We start from the raw sequence: 16,785 nt of genomic DNA on the forward strand, positions 1-16,785 counted from the left end.
CCTGACAACTCGCGTACTCAGCCCGGCGGACGCGCCCAACGGACCGGGCAGGCGAATGAGCCGAATGGGCCGGGCAGGTCGGCGTGCCGGACACACCGGGCCGACGGGTGTGGCTCGGAGCCGGGAGGGCTCAGGTGAACAGCGCCGTGATCAGGGCGATGTCGTCGTCCTTGTTCTGACCGAAGCGGGCGAGCAGCACATCGCACATCTCCTCCAGGTCCTCGGGCCCGTTCGCCACCGCGTCACGGAACTCGGCGAGGGTGACGTCGAGGTCGGTGTTGCGTACCTCCACCAGACCGTCGGTCACCATCAGCAGGCGCGTCCCGGGCGTGACCCGTACCTCGGTGGGCGAGGGATGGCTGAGGCCCAGGCCGAGGAGCGGGCCGTGCGGGGTGTGGTAGCGCGGTCCCGTGCGGGGGCCGATCACCAGCGGGGGAATGTGGCCCGCGTTGGCGATGTGCAGGCGGCGTTCGTCGGGGGTGACCAGGACCAGGCACAGGGTCACGGTGATCCCGGGCTGGGAATGGCCGAGCAGTATCTCCAGACGCTCCAGGATGTGGTGCGGGGAGTGGCCCTCGATGGCATAGGCGCGCAGCGCGTGACGTACCTCGCCCATGACGGTCGCGGCGGTCACCGAGTGTCCGACCACGTCGCCGATGGCGAGCAGCAGACCGTTGACGGTCTGGACCGCTTCGTAGAAGTCGCCCCCGATTTCGGCGTGTTCGGAGGCGGGGAGGTAGCGGAAGGCGAGGTCGATGCCCGGAACCGTCGGCAGTTCCTTGGGCAGGAAAGAGCGCTGGAGGGCGAGGCCCAGGGCGTGTTCCTCGTTGTAGGTGCGCAGGGCTTCGAGGGCCAGGGCGCCGGCATTGGCCAGTTGCTGGAAGAGCTGCTCGTCGTCGGCGCTGCGCAGGGCTTCGGCGGGGACGGCGAGACAGATGGGCGGCCGGCCGCGCTTGGTGCGGGACATCGCGAGGGCGACATCACCGGCGAGGTGGTCGCCGGGCAGCAGGGCGCGCCACTGCCCTTGCGGAATCCGGGCGATGGTGACGCCGGTGCCCTGGTGCAGTCCGTGGGCCGACAACTGGTCGAGCAGGTCCGGGTGGGCGGGCTGCACGCGCAGCGGGCTCCCGGGGGCGGCGATCATGCTGTGGACGGCCTGCGCCTGGGGCGAGAGGAAGACCGCACTCGCGGCGCACGACAGGACGGTGGCCGCGCCGCCGGTGGCCGCCGAGGCCAGCGAGTGGAAGCCGACGGCGCTGTAGACGTCCAGGGTGGCCCTGTTGAGCGCGATGAGGCGTTGCGCGAGCAGCTCGGCGCGCTGGCGGGCGCGGGCGTAGCGCAGGGTCGCGGTTACGGTGGCGAGGAGCTCGCCGGGGTCGATGGGCTGGTCGAGATAGGCGTCGGCACCCCTGCGCAGCCCCTCCGCGTGATCGTCGGGGCTGATGGCGGCCGCGGATATCTGGATCACCGGCACATGGGCCGTCAGGGGATCGGTCTTGACGCGTTCGCTGACCTCGAAGCCGCTCATGTCCGGGAGCCGGACGTCGACGATCGCGATGTCGGGGAGCTCGGCGGACGCGGCGTCGAGCAGGGCGAGCCCCTGTTCACCCGTGGCGGCCGTGAGCACGGTGTGGCCGGCGCGCTGCAACCAGCGGCTGAGGATGTAGCGGTTGGTCTCGTTGTCGTCGACGACCAGAACGGTGGCGGGTCGAAGGTCCGGGGCCCTGTCGGTCATTGGCCTGCCCCTTTGTCTTCCGGGTGCGGGGGGTTGGTGCGGCTGAGGTCCGGCAGGCGCAGGCGCACTTCGGTGCCGACGCCGACGGTACTGATGAGTGTGAGGGAGCCGCCGAGCAGTTCGGCGAGGGTGCGGGCATAGGGCAGGCCGAGGCCGGTGCCGGGACGGCCGCTCTGGTGCGGGCCCCTGACTTGGTAGAACGCCTCGAAGACCCGGTCGAGTTCATCGGCGGGGATGCCGACTCCCGTGTCCGTGATCGTGAACAGCACTGAGGGTACGGACGGTTCGGGGTCCTCGGCTATGTCGAGACGCACTTCGCCGCGCTCGGTGAACTTCAGGGCGTTGGTCAGGAGGTTGCGCAGGATCCGGACCAGGAGCGTCTCGTCCGTCACCAGAGCCGGCAGCCGTTCGAGGTCGGGCAGGACGAGCGCGACCTCGTCGTGGCCGTGGCTGCTCAGGATCAGGCTGCTGAGGTGAGCGACGAGCAGCCGCAGGTCCACGGGTTCCGGGTGGATCTCCAGATGGCCGGCCTCGGCCTTCGCCACGTCCAGCAGATCGCTGACGAGCGAGAGCAGGATGTGGCCGCTGGACGCGATGAGTTCGACCTGCTCGTGCTGCTCGCCGGTGAGCGGGGGTGAACTGGGGGCCAGCAACAGCGTCGAGAGGGCCACGACCGAGTTGACGGGGGTGCGCAGTTCGTGGCTGATGTTCGTCCAGAACCGCGTCTTGGCCTCGCTGGCCTCCTGCAACTGGTGGCGTTTGTCCTCCAGTTCCGAATGCAGCGCCAGTACCCCGCTGTTGGTGTCTTCGAGCTCCTGGGTCAGCTCGGAGTAGAGGGCGAGGACACCTCGGTTGGTCTCCTCCAGCTCTTCGTTGAGCCGGTGCAGTTCCTCACGCTGGGCGCGGGTCTCCTCCAGGGTGGCGATCAGGTCCCGGGTCTGGGCACGCAGGTCGTCGGCCTCGGTGGAGCGGACGCCGGTCCGCAGCACCCGGGTCAGACGACTGCGCTGCTCGGCGCCGCTCGCGCCGTCCGCGGGGAGCGGCTGGGTGATGACGATGCGCCTTGGCGCGGCCTCGGCGTCGTGGTCGACGCGTACGAGCTTCCCGGCCAGGGCCAGTGTGTCCTGGCCGGGCGGCGGCCCTTCGACCCAGGTGAACGTGACGACGAGGAAGGCCTGTTGGGCCGACTGGTCCAGTGCGAAGGAGACCCCGAGGTCGGTGCAGGCGAGGCGGTCGCGTCCCAGTTCGCTCAGCGCGGTGGCGAGCCGGACCTGGTCCTGGCCGTCCAACCCCAGTGCCGCCGCGGCCTGTTGAGCGCTGCGGCGCAGGCCGAAGACGTCCTGGGTCGAGGCCAGGGCGAAGGACGCCAACGGCGCCCCGGGCATACCGCCGCCGTGGAGCACTCCGGTGCGACGGCCCTGTTCAAACGCGTCGGCTGCCATGTCCGCCCTGCTTTTCGCCGGTCACCAGGCCCCCTTGACGACTACCACGCCGGCATCGTCGCGCCGTACCGCCGCTTCGCGCAGCAGTTGACCCGCCATGACGAGCGGGGAGTGGTGCAGAAGACCGGGCATCATCGTGGTGTCCCAGCGCTCGGTCAGACCGTCGGAGTGCATGACCAGGGCGCCGCGTGCGGGCAGGCGCTCCTCGAAGGTGCGCAGGCGGCGCATGTGCGCGCCGACGATTCCGGGAGCCGAGATCAGGGCCCTGCGCCCGTCCTCCCCCACGAGGAAGCCGCTCACATTGCCGATGCCGCAGTACAGCAGCCGGCCCGCGTCGGGCTCGATCCGGGCCACGGCGACGGCGCCGCCGCGGCTGCCCTGGAGAGCCCGGTGCACGGCGCCGAGCACGCCTTCCGGGCTGGACGCCGAGGTGGTCTCGAACGCCCGGACCGCGGCCGCGCTCGCACGCGCGGCGAGCGGCCCGTGGCCCAGGCCGTCACAGAGCATGACCAGCAGCACGGGCCGGTGCCCGGCACCCTCGTCGATGCTGCGCACCGCCCAGGCGTCCCCGCACACGCTCTCCCCGCTGATGGGCCGGGTGACGCCGGCGCTGAGGGAGGAACCGGGCGAGGCGACGACCGCCCTGCCGTCCAGTGAGCGCGGCCAGAACTGGGCGGCCATGACCGTGCCGCGCCCCGGGACGGAGTGCAGATCGAAGTGGTCGGCGAGCCGGGAGACCGCGCCCAGGCCGATGCCCAGGGTGCCCGCGCTGGACTCTCCGTCGGCGAGGGCGGCGGGCACGTTCGTCATGCCGGGCCCCGAGTCGACGGTGAGGAACTCGACCCCGGCCTCGCCGGCCTCGCGCACGACCCGCAGCAGCAGCGCGCCGTCCACGGCGTGCCGGTGCACATGGGTGGCCGCCTCGGTGACGGCGAGCGCGACTTCCGCGGCGCGGTGACTGTTCAGCCCGATGCGACGGGCCAGCGCGGCGGCCGCGCCACGTGCGGCGGCGGCGAGGGATTCGCCGTCACGGAACCAGGCCACGTCCTCGGCCGCCAGGAACGTGGTCGTAGTCACCGGACCCACTTGATGATGGTCACGACCGTGCCCTCGCCGGGCGCGGTGTTCAGGTCGAAGTCGTCGACGAGCCGGCGGGCGCCGGACAGACCGAGCCCGAGGCCGCCGCCCGATGTCCAGCCGTCCGTCATGGCCTGCTCGACGTCGGGGATGCCGGGACCGGAGTCCTCGAACATGGCGGCGACGCCGCGCTTGCCACCCTTGTCGACGGTGCCGGCCCTGACCGTGCCCCCGCCGCCGTAGGTGAGGGTGTTGCGTGCGAGCTCGCTCGCCGCGGTGATCATCTTCGTCTGGTCGACGAGGGACAGACGGCACTCCTGGGACAGCGTCCGGATGGCCTGGCGGATGTGTACGAGATCGCCACTGCGCTCGATCGGGTAGACCCGCGGCTCCTCCCCCGCCGTCCAGGGCGCTGTCACTGCAAGCCCGAACTGGCGGTCCGGTTCAGCTTGGCCAGCCCCTTCTCCAGGTCGAGGGCCGTGCTGACCCCACCGAGTGAGAGGCCGAGTTCGACGAGGGTGATGGCCACGGCCGGGCGCATGCCGACGACCACGGTCCGGGCGTCGAGCACCCGCGAGATGGAGGCCATCGTGGCCAGCATCCGGCCCACGAACGAGTCGACGATCTCCAGCGCGCCGATGTCGATGATGACGCCCGTGGCCGACCGCGCGACGATCTGGTCGGCCAGGTCCTCCTGGAGGTTCAGAACCGTCTGGTCCTCCAGGTCGAACTGCACGGACACGATCAGCGTGTCGCCGATCCGGAGGATCGGGATGCGCTCACTCATCGTTGGCCGCCCTGGTGGGCGATCATGTCGACTCCGGACCGGCGCAGGGCCAGCTTCAGGGCGTCCGCCAGGCTGGCCTTCGTCACGATGCCGTCGAACTCGATGCCGAGGGCGACGATGGTCTGCGCGATCTGCGGGCTGATGCCGGACACCGTGCACTCGGCGCCCATCAGACGGGCGGCGACGATGGTCTTGAGGAGGTGCTGGGCGACCTGGGTGTCCACGGCGGGCACACCCGTGATGTCGATGATCGCCTGCTCGGAGCCGGTGTCCACGAGGGCCTGGAGGAGCTTCTCCATGACCACCTGGGTACGCGCCGAGTCCAGCGTGCCGACCAGCGGCACGGCGATGACGCCGTCCCACAGCCGGACCACCGGGGTGGACAGTTCCAGGAGCTGCTCCGCCTGCGCGGAGATCAGCTCGTCACGCGTCTGCGTGTAGGTCTCGATGGTGAACAGGCCCAGGCCGTCCAGAATGCGTCCGAGCTGAAGATAGGCGCGCACCACTTCGGCGCTGCCGTCCTCCAGGAGCGGTTCGAGCACGCGCTTGAGCGCGAAGACGCTGATGGCCGTCTCGCTCGGCGAAAAACCCTGACGCGCTCTGTTGCGCGAGAGTTCCGTCAGCAGTGCGCGGACTTCCGACATCTGCTCGGAGTGAACGTCGGTCGCACCCTGTCGCAATGCCTCCACGAGCGCCTCGTACAGCTCCCGCAGCTCACGGTCGAGCTCGGCCTTGCCCACGCGACTGCCCAGCGTCCCCGACACCTCGCGAATCCACGAGGAGGCCAGGTCCCCGCTCTCTACCGACAGGATTCCCACCAGGTCCACAGCGCTGTCTCGCTTCACCATTCAGGCGCTCCTTCGGTATTCATATATTCGCGTCAGAGCTGACCCATGCAGCGTACGGCACACATGACGCGAGGAGTCACGGTCCGCCTGAGCGCTCCCCCGCAGGAGTTGCGAATTCCGTTCGCCGCCCGGCGGAGCAGATACGGGGGCGGACTTCGCGGCCCGGTTCAGATGAGGCGGTCGGCGCCGGCCGGGTGGCCTCCGGGATCGTCGGACAGGGCGATCCTGGTCGTGACGCGCTTGCCCACGGGCTCGCGGCTGACCTCGAAACTGCGGCATACGCCCATCACGATCTCCAGACCGTGCTGGCCGACCCGGCCCGGGTCGGCCGGGCGGGCCATCGGCAGCGTGGACTCGCTGTCCCAGACGCTGACCTCTACGGTCCCGTCGCTCACCTGGAGGTCGAGCAGACAGGGACCCGGCGCGTACTTGTAGGCGTTCGTCACCAGCTCGCTCACCACCAGCTGGACGGTGCCCATGACACGGGACGACACCGGGATCCCATGGACCGCCTGCACCTCGGCCAGGAAGCGACGTGCCACATCACGGGCCTCCGCGATGGACTCATCGCCACCGAATGTGGCCGCCGACCATATCGGCCGGTCGGCCGTCACGCGCCGGACCGCGTCGTTGCACACCATCTGATCCACACCGCCATCCCCGTTCCACACATACCCAGGTTTGGCCAGCTACCCCGATATATGTCTTCCACACACTCCGAACCCCACCTTCTGTCGGCAGACCCCGCGCTCCCGTCGGCGGGCCCCGCACCCGGGACAGTCGCGGGTCAGGCGTCGACGGCCCGGTCGACGAGCGCGCCCGCCATGCCGGTGTACGCCGTCGGGTCGCAGAGGGCGACGAGTTCCTTCGCCCCGATCAGGCCGGCCAGCTCGGGGGTCTCGGCAAGGACGTCGGCCAGCGGTCGGCCGGTCTGGCCCGCGAGCGCCGAGGCGTCGCCGAGGAGCCGCTTGGCGACCCCCTTGCCGAGCTTGGGGGCGAGTACGGCCACGATGCGCTCCGAGACGATCTGACTGCCCGTCAGCCCGAGGTTGGCCAGCATCCGCTCCGGACGCACCTCAAGCCCCTCGGCCAGCTCGACCGCCGTGTGCGCGGCGCCGCCGGTGAGCCTGAGGCACTCGCGGAGCAGCTGCCATTCCGCGTGCCAGGCCCCGCCCGAGCGCTCGTCCTCCGACAGCATGCACTGCGTCAACGCCGAAGCCATCGCGGGCACTTGGAGCGCGGCCGAGCGGATCAGGGTGGCGAGCACCGGGTTGCGCTTGTGCGGCATCGCCGAGGAGCCGCCGCGACCGGCCACGAACGGCTCGGCCACTTCGGCGACTTCGGTCCTGGCCAGCGACTGCACATCGACCGCGATCTTGCCCAGCGCCCCCGACGTGAACGCCAGCACGGCCGCCAGGTCGGCCATCGGGGTGCGCAGGGTGTGCCAGGGCAGCACGGGCCGGGCCAGACCCGTCTCCGCCGCGAAGGCCTCGACCAGCCGGTCGAGATGGTCTCCGGGGTCGACGGACTCCGCACCGTCGAGCCGGGCGTACTCAAGGTATCCGGCGAGCGTCCCGGCCGCGCCGCCCAGCGAGACGGGCAACCCGGCGTCGAGGACATGGCCGACCCTGCGCTCCGCGTCGAGGACCAGCCGGCGCCAGCCCGCGGCCTTCAGGCCGAAGGTGGTGGGCACGGCCTGGAGCGCGAGGGTGCGCCCGGGCATCACGGTGTCGCGATACCGGACGGCGGCGTCGGCGAGCGCAGCGGCCGTCCGGGCCAGGTCGCCCCGGATGACGCGCAACGCCCGCTGGGCCACCAGCATCGCTCCGGTGTCGAAGATGTCCTGGCTGGTGGAGCCGCGGTGGACGTATTCGGCCGCGGCCGGCTCGTCCGCCGCTACCGCCCGGGTGAGTGCCGCGACCAGGCCGACCACCGGATTGGCCGTCTCCCGCGATGCCAGGGCGATCTCCCGGACGTCGAAGCGCTCGGCCCTGGCGGCGCGGGTGATCGCCTCGGCGGCCGGCCCGGGGAGCGTGCCGATGCGGGCCTGGGCCCGGGCGAGGGCCGCCTCCGCGTCGAGCATGGCCTGGAGCCAGGCGCCGTCCTCCACGGCCGCCTCCACCGGAGTCCCGGCCCGAACCGGGGAGAGCAGTCCGGAGTCGATGTGCGTGGTCATGGGATCACCTCTGTCAGACGGGTCGTCGCCGACCGCTCGGAAGCCGGCGAGTGCCATCGGGTTCGCCCCGGGTCGAGTACCGGCCGCGGTCACCCGGCGCACCGCCTCGGTGGGGACACCGTAGCGAACAGGCCCAACAGTCCTATGCGATCCGTGCCCCCGCCAAGTCCTCGGCCGCGAAGGTGATCAGCATCATGTCGTGGTGGCCGCTGCGGCGGAAAGCGCCCGTGGCCGGCGGCTTCGGCCGCGGTGTCACGCACGCGTACTCCATCAACTAAGCCTGCGCTGAAGCGAGTTCGCGCACCGTCGCCATGTCGCTGAACGGCAGCAGCTCTTCGCCGACGATCTGGTACGGCTCGCTCCCCTTGCCCGCGATCAGGACGATGTCGTCCGGCCCGGCGACGGACAGGGCGAGAGCGATGGCCCGACCCCGGTCGGCGCACCGCTCGAAGCGGGTGCCGCTCGCCACCAGGCCCGGCGTGATCTGGTCCAGAATCGCCTCGGGGTCCTCGTGCCGGGGGTTGTCCGAGGTGAGGACGACCCGGTCGGAGTGGGTGCCGGCGATCCGGCCCATCTGGGCGCGCTTGGTGGTGTCCCGGTCGCCGCCGCAGCCGAAGACGGTGATGACCTGGTGGGTGGCGAATTCCCGGATGGCGGTGAGCACCTTGTCCAGAGAGTCGGGCGAGTGCGCGTAGTCCACGATCACCGACGTGCCGCGCGGAGTCTGGAAGCGCTCGAAGCGTCCCGGCACCGGAGGCATCCGCTCCAGCGCGGCGACAAGACCGGCCAGGTCGTGTCCCAGGAGATGACAAGCCGCCACGGTGGCAAGGGCGTTGGCGACCGAGAAGCGTCCCGGTACGGGAATCGCGGCGGGGTACTTGCGCCCGCCGTGGTGCAGCGTGAAGCGCGTACCGAAGGCGTCCATGGTCAGCTCGGTCGCCCGGAAGTCAGCCTCCGTGTCCAGGGCGTACGTGGTGACCTCACCGGGCATCAACGCCCCGATCCCCGCGCCCACCGCGTCGTCGGCGTTGACCACAGCGCGGCGGCACAGCCCCTGGAACAGGCGCAGTTTCGCGTCCCGGTAGTTCTCCATCGTGCCGTGGTCGTCCAGGTGGTCCTGGGTGAGGTTGGTGAAGATGCCGACATCGATGAAGGCGTGGTCCACACGGTGGTGCAGCAGGCCCATCGAGGTGGCCTCAAGGACCACGGTGCTCACCTCGCGGTCGCGCATCTGGCCCAGCAGGTACTGGAAGTCCGGTGACTCCGGAGTGGTCAGCACCGAACGCGGCATGGGGATCAGCGCGTCGCCGATCCGGTTGCCGGCCGTCCCGATCACCCCCACCCGCGCGCCTTCGGCGAGCCGCAGCACGGACTCGACCATGTACGAGACCGAGGTCTTCCCGTTGGTTCCCGTGACGGCCACCATGTCCATGTCCCGCCCCGGCTCCCCGTAGTAGCGGGAGGTGACGAACGCGGCCGCGGTCCGGGCGTCGGGCACCCGCACGACACACACCGCGGCTTCCGTCGCCCACACCGAGGCCGGCAGGTCCGGGGTCGCGCTGTCGACGAGCACGGCGACGGCACCGCGCGCGAGGGCCGGACCCACCGCTTCGGGGCCGCCCTCGCGGTGTCCCGGCACCGCGATGAACAGCGCCCCCGGCGAGACGCGGTGCGCGTCGAAGCACGTACCGGCGGTGATGTGTGTCTCCGGATCCCCCAGGAGGACCTCGTGGTCGTGCCCGGCCAGCAATTCGGTCAACTTCATGGAGGTCCTCTCGATGGTGCGGGCCGGTCGGACGTCCGGCCGTCACCAACAGCGGTGACGGCACGCGCCGAGGGGCCGCGGAAACGGTGCGGAAGCGTGCGGGAGGTGCGCGACGGACGGCTCGATGGTGTGAGCGACCGGGGAAAGCACGCGAACAACCGGAGAAGGGAAACGCGTACGGGAGCGGGGGCTCGGAAGGGCCGACAGCGCTCTGCGTACGGAAAGGAGGACCGGAATCGGGTCCGTGGGGGAACGGCTGCCGCAAGCTAGCCAAAGCCGTGCAGCGCGCGGCAGCGGATGCGCGGCGCGGTGGGACACAGCGCACGCGGGGCGCCACTCAGGCACTCCCTCACCACGCATGTGCAACCCATGAGTGGAGTGTACGTCCCAGGGGACGGCGCGGCTCCCACCCCTGGAGCCGCGCCGGCGCACCCGGACCGGTGCGGCGCCCGCGCGCGATGGTGCCCCGCGTGCGGCACGGGCCCTCCGCATCGGGCCGGGAACGCATCGTGCCGGGATCGGGAAACGCCCGTGCGCCCTCGGCCGGGGACGCACGGGCGGTCGCGGTTCACCAACCGGTCACGCGCGTCCAGAAGTCCTCGATCTGCGGCGCGGTTTCCGCGGTCCGGGTGCTGTCGACGACGTGGTAGCCGCGGTGCTGGGCGGCGGTGGCGCAGGCGTGATTGGGCAGGATCCGCAGCCGGGTGCCGATGGGCAGCTCGGGCAGGGGTGCGCCGTCGCGGGCGGTGAGGGTGCCGTGCTCCTGGCTGGCGGCCGTCATCACGATGTCCGGGATCAGGTGGCCGTCGAGGTCGGTGACCAGGCCGTAGCCCTGGTCCTGCGGCTGGACCGAGGTGCCGCGGTCGCGGGACATGGCCATCCAGCCGCCGTCGGTGACCAGCCATCCGTATTCGGGGCGGTGGCCGATGACGGTGACGACGACCGACAGGGCGAGGTCGTCGACACGGCAGACGCCGAGCCCGGCCATCACCAGGTCGAAGAAGACGTAGTTGCCCGCGCGCAGTTCGGTGACACCGGTGAGATCGTCGGCCGCGTGTGCGGTCGGAGTGGAGCCCACGCTGACGGTGGCCACGGGCAGACCGGCCGCCCGCAGCCGCTCTGCCGCGCGGACGGCGGTGTCGCGTTCGTTCTTCGCCGCCAGGCGCTGCTCCTCGGGGGTGTAGGCGAAGTACGACTCCCCCGCATGGGTCAACACCCCGTCCAGACAACCCGCTTCGTGCAGAACGTGCCCGATCTCGACCAGTTCGGGCGCGTCGGGCTTCAGGCCACCGCGATGGCCGTCGCAGTCGACCTCGATCTGGGTAGGGACCGCCACGCCGGCCTCGCGCGAGGCCCGGGCCACGGACTCCGCCTGCTCCACACTGTCCAGCAGGATGCGCAGGGTGACTCCGCGGCCCAACAGCGCCAGAACGCGCGGGAGTTTGTGGGGGTCGATGCCTACGGCGTACGTGATGTCGGTATGGCCGCCGTCGGCGAACGCCTCGGCCTCGGCGAGCGTGGAGACGGTGACGGGGCCGGGCTTGCCGTGGTGCAGGAAGGCGGCCACACCGAGGGACTTGGCCGTCTTGACATGAGGGCGCAGGCCAACTCCCAAGCCTTCGGCCCGAGTTGCGAGCCGGTCGATGTTGCGACGCATCTTGTGCACGTCGACGACGGCGAAGGGGGTGTCGGGATCGGCCAGGGTCCTGGCGGCTTCGGGGCCGGCAGCTTCGGAACGGGCCGTGTGCGCGGGGTTGTTCACAGGCAGATGTCCATCTTCTTCAGGAGGGCGGGGCCCACGTACAGGTCCTGGACGCCGATTCCGGAGCTGTCGAAGACCGTGATGCCACTGCCCTCCGAACGTCCCGGGGCGGTCGCGAAGTGCCGCTTCACTTGGCGTAGTTGTAGACGGTCGCCCTGGATACGCCCAGCAGGTCCGCGATGGCCTGCGCGGCATCCCGCGAGTCGAAATAGCCGTCCTGGTGCAGCTGCCGCACCAGCGCCTTCTTGTCCTCGCGCCCCAGCGAACGGGGCGTCGCACCGCGCTCGGCGGCCAGTTCCTCCACCGCCCGGCGCAAGGCGCGGGCGTTGCGGTCCCGCAGGGACTCCAGGGGCTGTTCGCGGTACTGGGTGTCCGTGGCCACGAGGTTCGACAGCGCGAGCGTGACGGGTGACAGCACCGAGACATCGAGATTGAGGCAGAGCGCCGCGATGTACTGCCCGGCGGCGTTCTTGATCCCGATGGACGTGCTCTTGGCCGGGCGGCCGTCGGGAAAGCGGTTGGGGTAGTTCTGGATCACGCTGGGGTAGTCGGGGTCCTCGATACGCGCGAGACCCAGTTCCGTGGCGGAGTCGCCGATCTCGCGGCCCGAGAGGTTGTTCTCGATCACCCGGATCGCGTGCTGCGGATCGCGCAGGTCATGCAGCACCACCTCGCACAGGCCCGGGAACATCCGGCCCAGCGCGACGGCGATCCCCTCCGCCTCGCGGATGAGGTGCTCGTCCTCGCCCGTGGACGGCACCGGGACGGCACTCTCGCGCTCGCCCGACCCCGGGCTCCCGTCCACCCTGCGTGCCACCAGAACTCCGTCCGTCGAATCTACCTTCTAGATTTATACGACAACTCTAGATTATCAGTCCAGCAAGCACCTCGCCCCTCCCTCTGTCGCCCCTAGTCGCCCTCGCCGGACGTTCCCTTCCAGCCCCGGCGGCGGTTCTTCTGCGAGTGGCGTACGAGTTCACCCGCGGCGAGCGTCACCGCCGACACTCCACGCACCCACCGGGGCCCGCCGCGCTCCGCCCACACCACGCAGACGCACCCACCGACGACGAGCACCAGCAGGACGACCAGTACCAGACCGACCATGTTCTCCACCTCATCCGAACTCGTCCGCAGTCTTCACTCACCCGCAGTCTTTCACCGGAGTACAAGCCAACTGCATTTGTCCCGCCGTCCTGTTGCCGTCTCGTCACAACTTGACATGACTCGGTGGCAATCCGCGGAATTGACAGAACATGTATGTGGCCGGGCCGCGTCGATTGACGCGGCCCGGCCACATGCATGTTTTTCGGAGCGGTATCCGTCGGGCGTCAGTCCTTCAGGACGTCCTTGATCTTTTCCTTGGCGCCCCGGGCGTCGCCCTTCACCTGCTCGCCCCGACCTTCGGCTTCCAGGCGCTCGTTGCCGACCGCGCTGCCGGCCTTTTCCTTGACCTTGCCCTTGGCCTGCTCGACCTTGGACTTCGCCTTCTCGTCGCCTGCCACAACAATCAACTCCCTTGAACCACGGTGGGGGGGTTTTCCGCTCAAGGAGCCGGATGTCCCCGATCCGCCGCCGCAAACGGGCCGCATCCCCATCCCTTCGCGGGCGTCCCCGCCACCCCCGCGATCCGCGCCATCAGTCACTCCGCTTGAAGAGGGAAAAGGCGGTTCCAGGCCAGGAACTTTCCGAAAGGCGCGCTGGACCCGCGTGGAGTTGCCGCACCGGGGCATTCGGTGGCTCGGAGGTTGATAACTATGGTTCCCCTGCTTCTCGTTCTTCTACTGGCTCTGATCCTCTTCGGTGCGGGCTTCGCCCTTAAGGCCCTGTGGTGGATCGCGATCATCGTGCTCGTCGTCTGGCTGGTCGGCTTCGTCGCCCGCCCCAAGGGAGGAAGCGGCCGCTGGTACCGCTGGTAGGCGCAAGCCGCCCGGTGCACGAACCCGATACACGGCACATGTGGGCTCCCCGCCCGATCGAAAGGCGGGGAGCCCACATCCATGTCGAGCTCACACCCATGTCGAGCTCACACCCATCTCGGACCCACACCCATGTCGCCCTTCTCCGACCATGTCGAGTCCTCGACGCATCGCGGAGCGATCACATGCGGTCACCCGCAGTCACCTCGCCCCGGAGGAGGAATAGGCCGTCCATTCCCGGGCACTCCGAGGCAGAAACTGGCTGGCGAGAGGGGTTTGGTCCGATGTCTGGCCCTGATGTGAGGATGGCACCATGCATGCGGCCTTCGAGGAGAAAGTGCACGTCGCGCAGCATGGGCAGGTCTGCCTGATCACCGTGCGCGGCGAGATGGACTACGACGACGCGGAGGCGTTCCAGGCCGCCTGGGACGCGGCCGACCGCGCGGCACTGCCCACGACGGCGGTGGATCTGACCCAGGTCACCTTCGGTGACAGCATGCTTCTGGGGGCGCTGCTCAACGCCAGGCGTCGGCACGAGGCGGACGGCCGCGACCTCATCCTGGTCGGCCCGCTCCAGCCTGCCGTCACCCGGCTGCTCGCCGTCACGGGCATGCACGACTACTTCACCATCGCCGACACCGGCCCCGCTCCGATCAGCTAGCACCTCGGCCTCATGGATGGGACGACAGTGGGTAAGCGAACTTGCGCGAAGGACAACCACTAGTGACGACAGCCAGTAGTGAAGTCCCGTAATGGAAGACCGAGGACCGACGACGACCCGTAAGAGGAGCTCTATGGTCACCCCGCTGAGGAATCGCGCATCGGGCACGGAGGACTCCACGGCGTCTCTGCGTTACAGCGCGGCCTGGAAGACGACAGAGCTGTCGATCGCCGACACCCGGGCGGCCGTACGCACCCTGCTGGTCCGGGCGGGGCACGAGCCCGACGGACGGTCGGCACAGGACGCCCAGCTCGTCGTGAGCGAGCTGGTGACGAACGCGCTGCGCCATGCGCCGGGCCCGGGGCAGCTCGTTCTGGAGGTGCTGCCGGACGCCGCTCTGCTGCGCATCACCGTGCGCGACGGCTGTCCCGACCCGCCCGAACCGCGGACTCCGAACCCCCGGCGCATCGGCGGGCACGGCCTCATCCTGGTCACCCGCCTGTGCGAGCGGCTGCACACCGTTCCCCTGGACGACGGCAAGCAGATCATCGCCCACCTCCGCCTCGGCGCGGCTTCCGCCTAACCTCTGCGCCACCTTGGAGTCGGCCGCCCTGTCGAAGCCGTCAACTGGGTCGAAGCCGTCAACTGGCTTGCGCCGCCTGCCCGTTCCGATACCGGGCGGCCGCCGGTTCCGGTTCGTCAGTGCTGGGCGAGCATGCCGTCGCGGAGCCGGGCGAGAGTGCGCGAGAGCAGTCGGGAGACCTGCATCTGCGAGATGCCGAGACGCTCACCGATCTGCCCCTGGGTGAGCTCTTCGACGAACCTCAGGTGGATGATCTGCCGGTCCCGCTCGTCGAGTTCGGCGAGCAGCGGAGCCAGCGAGTGGAAGTCCTCGACCAGTTCCAGCGCCTGGTCGTCGGCTCCGATGAAGTCCCGCAGGACCGCTTCACCGGATTCGCTGCCGCCGATGGTGGCGTCCAACGAGGCGGAGTTGTAGCCGTTGGAGGCGATGCGCGCCTCGCGCACCTCTTCCTCGGGAAGGCTCATCAGGTCCGACAGTTCCTGCACCGTCGGAGTGCGGCCGAGCCTGCTGTGCAGTTCCTCCGTGGCCCGCGCGAGCTGCACACGGGCTTCCTGTAGCCGCCGCGGTACGTGCACGGCCCAGGTGGTGTCGCGGAAGAACCGCTTGATCTCGCCCGTGATGTAGGGAACGGCGATCGAGGTGAACTCGGCCTCGCGGGACAGGTCGAAGCGGTCGATCGCCTTGATCAGGCCGATCATGCCGACCTGAACGATGTCCTCCATGTCCTGGTCGCCGCGGCTGCGGAAACGGCCGGCCGCGAAGCGGACCAGGGACATGTTCATCTCGATCAGCGTGTTCCGCGCGTACTGGTACTCGGGCGTCCCCTCCTCCAGGAGCGCGAGCCGGTCGAAGAACAGCCGGGACATCTCCCGGGCATCCTTCGGCGCCAGGCGGGAGGCGTCGGCCACACGCGGCAGCCCGGCCGACTCGCACGCCCGCGTGTCCGTACCGGATCCTGCCGTCGCCGTCGCGCCGCTGAGCGCCATGACCACCCCTCCCGCCTTACGAAGCCGACTGCCGTCGCCGAGCCTACGCCGCCGTCGACGCGGCCCGATTACCCCCGTATTTTGCATCCATGCCTGCGTTCACTCCAACGAGCGAAGAGATCGCCGTCGGTGCGCGGCGGCGCTGGCTCAATCAGCGGTGATGGGTGCCTGGAGTTCGGTCACCCAGTCGTCGCGGTTGTCCGGGCACTCCAGGTTGACCTCGCGGGGAAGCCCGGTCGCCCGGTATCCGCTGCCGTCGATCCAGCGGGCCAGCGCCTGGGCGGCGGGCAGCACCGTGTCCATGGAGCCGCGGTGCACGATGGTCGCCGCCCGGTCCACGGCCGGCAGGTCGAGCACCCGGAAGGCACCGTCGTCCCGGAGGGGCGCCGAGACGTGGACCGCGGCGTGGACGATGATCCGGCCGTCGCTCTCCGGAGCGTCCTCGTAGTGGGCGACCCCCGGTCCGGCGGGTGCGATGCCGGCGGCGTCCAGGCGTCGGAACAACTCGTCGTAGAGCGGTCCGATCACCGGGCCGATGTCCTCGGGCTCGAAGCTCTCGGCGGTCGCGGTCAGCTCCGCGACCCTCATCGCGGGGATGCTCTTGATGACGACGTCATGGGTGGCCATGCGGCCCTCGCTCTCGATGGACCGGAGCCTCGCCTCGACCTGGACCAGCCGTCCCGTCGCCGCGGCCACCGCCTCCTCCAACTCGGCCCGCCGCAGCCGCAGCATGCCGCGCAGTTCCTCGGTGGTGACCGCCTCCTCCAGGATCGCCCGGACCTGGAGGAGGGTGAAGCCGAGTTCCTTGAGCGCGATGACGCGGTTGAGGCGGGCCAGCTGGTGGGCCGTGTAGTAGCGGTAGCCGGTGGCCGGGTCGACGTGGGCGGGGCGCAGCAGACCGGTCGCGTCGTAGTGACGCAGCATCCGGACCGATACGCGGCCGTGCCGGGCGAAGTCTCCGATGGTGAACATGATGTCTCCGAGTTGAGCGCCTGACACGGTGTGAGGGTCAACAGCCGCCACCCGCAGGCTCGATGCCCGACCGGT

Annotated in this window: 19 protein-coding genes; 3 read left to right on the forward strand and 16 right to left on the reverse strand. The window is 70.2% G+C overall.

Annotated features, from left to right (window positions below):
• Nucleotides 1-130 precede the first annotated feature (130 nt).
• From CG740_RS17665 to CG740_RS17730, 14 genes are all read right to left on the reverse strand, one after another.
• Nucleotides 131-1,735: a fused response regulator/phosphatase gene (locus CG740_RS17665; RefSeq protein ID WP_100576129.1), complete on the reverse strand. Its 1,605-nt coding sequence runs from the start codon at nucleotides 1,733-1,735 to the stop codon at nucleotides 131-133.
• The gene (locus tag CG740_RS17670; RefSeq protein ID WP_100576130.1) at nucleotides 1,732-3,120 is read right to left on the reverse strand and encodes a sensor histidine kinase; all 1,389 of its coding nucleotides are present in this window, start codon (nucleotides 3,118-3,120) and stop codon (nucleotides 1,732-1,734) included. The genes CG740_RS17665 and CG740_RS17670 overlap by 4 nt, the downstream gene beginning before the upstream one ends.
• A 78-nt stretch (nucleotides 3,121-3,198) precedes the next feature.
• Nucleotides 3,199-4,263, reverse strand: coding sequence for an ATP-binding protein (locus tag CG740_RS17675; RefSeq protein WP_100576131.1), 1,065 nt, complete (start codon nucleotides 4,261-4,263; stop codon nucleotides 3,199-3,201).
• Entirely contained in the window at nucleotides 4,251-4,673 is a 423-nt protein-coding gene (locus tag CG740_RS17680; RefSeq protein ID WP_199846490.1) for an anti-sigma regulatory factor, read from the reverse strand. The genes CG740_RS17675 and CG740_RS17680 overlap by 13 nt, the downstream gene beginning before the upstream one ends.
• Nucleotides 4,670-5,041 carry an STAS domain-containing protein gene (locus CG740_RS17685; protein ID WP_100576132.1) on the reverse strand — a complete coding sequence of 124 codons (372 nt, stop codon included), beginning with the start codon at nucleotides 5,039-5,041 and terminating at the stop codon, nucleotides 4,670-4,672. The genes CG740_RS17680 and CG740_RS17685 overlap by 4 nt, the downstream gene beginning before the upstream one ends.
• Nucleotides 5,038-5,889, reverse strand: coding sequence for an STAS domain-containing protein (locus CG740_RS17690; protein ID WP_100576133.1), 852 nt, complete (start codon nucleotides 5,887-5,889; stop codon nucleotides 5,038-5,040). The genes CG740_RS17685 and CG740_RS17690 overlap by 4 nt, the downstream gene beginning before the upstream one ends.
• 167 nt (nucleotides 5,890-6,056) lie before the next feature.
• On the reverse strand, nucleotides 6,057-6,530 hold the full coding sequence (locus tag CG740_RS17695; protein ID WP_100576385.1) for an ATP-binding protein: 474 nt from the start codon (nucleotides 6,528-6,530) through the stop codon (nucleotides 6,057-6,059).
• Between the two features lie 146 nt (nucleotides 6,531-6,676).
• The gene (locus CG740_RS17700; RefSeq protein ID WP_234376325.1) at nucleotides 6,677-8,065 is read right to left on the reverse strand and encodes a class-II fumarase/aspartase family protein; all 1,389 of its coding nucleotides are present in this window, start codon (nucleotides 8,063-8,065) and stop codon (nucleotides 6,677-6,679) included.
• Nucleotides 8,066-8,339: 274 nt separating this feature from the next.
• Complete coding sequence (locus CG740_RS17705; protein ID WP_100576135.1) at nucleotides 8,340-9,830, reverse strand: UDP-N-acetylmuramoyl-L-alanyl-D-glutamate--2,6-diaminopimelate ligase; 1,491 nt, start codon at nucleotides 9,828-9,830, stop codon at nucleotides 8,340-8,342.
• A gap of 568 nt (nucleotides 9,831-10,398) precedes the next feature.
• Nucleotides 10,399-11,592, reverse strand: coding sequence for a DSD1 family PLP-dependent enzyme (locus CG740_RS17710; RefSeq protein WP_100576136.1), 1,194 nt, complete (start codon nucleotides 11,590-11,592; stop codon nucleotides 10,399-10,401).
• A complete protein-coding gene (locus CG740_RS41525; RefSeq protein WP_267895408.1) occupies nucleotides 11,589-11,723 on the reverse strand; it encodes a hypothetical protein in 135 nt (44 codons plus the stop codon). The genes CG740_RS17710 and CG740_RS41525 overlap by 4 nt, the downstream gene beginning before the upstream one ends.
• Nucleotides 11,720-12,352, reverse strand: coding sequence for a helix-turn-helix transcriptional regulator (locus CG740_RS17720; protein WP_100576386.1), 633 nt, complete (start codon nucleotides 12,350-12,352; stop codon nucleotides 11,720-11,722). Before CG740_RS17720 ends, CG740_RS41525 begins: the two co-directional genes overlap by 4 nt.
• Before the next feature lie 149 nt (nucleotides 12,353-12,501).
• Nucleotides 12,502-12,696, reverse strand: coding sequence for a hypothetical protein (locus CG740_RS17725; RefSeq protein ID WP_100576137.1), 195 nt, complete (start codon nucleotides 12,694-12,696; stop codon nucleotides 12,502-12,504).
• Between the two features lie 224 nt (nucleotides 12,697-12,920).
• Nucleotides 12,921-13,094, reverse strand: a complete 174-nt coding sequence (locus CG740_RS17730; protein WP_100576138.1) for a CsbD family protein — start codon at nucleotides 13,092-13,094, stop codon at nucleotides 12,921-12,923.
• 252 nt (nucleotides 13,095-13,346) lie between these two features.
• Between CG740_RS17730 and CG740_RS17735 the strand changes: the two genes are divergently transcribed.
• From CG740_RS17735 to CG740_RS17745, 3 genes are all read left to right on the forward strand, one after another.
• Entirely contained in the window at nucleotides 13,347-13,508 is a 162-nt protein-coding gene (locus tag CG740_RS17735) for a hydrophobic protein (RefSeq protein WP_100575597.1), read from the forward strand.
• A gap of 313 nt (nucleotides 13,509-13,821) precedes the next feature.
• Nucleotides 13,822-14,169, forward strand: a complete 348-nt coding sequence (locus CG740_RS17740) for an STAS domain-containing protein (RefSeq protein WP_234376326.1) — start codon at nucleotides 13,822-13,824, stop codon at nucleotides 14,167-14,169.
• A gap of 133 nt (nucleotides 14,170-14,302) precedes the next feature.
• Nucleotides 14,303-14,752 carry an ATP-binding protein gene (locus CG740_RS17745; RefSeq protein WP_100576139.1) on the forward strand — a complete coding sequence of 150 codons (450 nt, stop codon included), beginning with the start codon at nucleotides 14,303-14,305 and terminating at the stop codon, nucleotides 14,750-14,752.
• 116 nt (nucleotides 14,753-14,868) lie between these two features.
• On the opposite strand, the gene CG740_RS17750 is transcribed toward CG740_RS17745, so the two are convergent.
• Entirely contained in the window at nucleotides 14,869-15,738 is an 870-nt protein-coding gene (locus CG740_RS17750) for an RNA polymerase sigma factor SigF (RefSeq protein WP_100576140.1), read from the reverse strand.
• Nucleotides 15,739-15,885: 147 nt separating this feature from the next.
• Nucleotides 15,886-16,710 (reverse strand): MerR family transcriptional regulator, encoded by an 825-nt coding sequence (locus CG740_RS17755; RefSeq protein ID WP_100576141.1) that lies wholly within the window; start codon nucleotides 16,708-16,710, stop codon nucleotides 15,886-15,888.
• Nucleotides 16,711-16,785: the final 75 nt, after the last annotated feature.

This window comes from Streptomyces sp. CB01201, assembly GCF_002803085.1.
GTDB classification, from domain to species: domain Bacteria; phylum Actinomycetota; class Actinomycetes; order Streptomycetales; family Streptomycetaceae; genus Streptomyces; species Streptomyces hundungensis.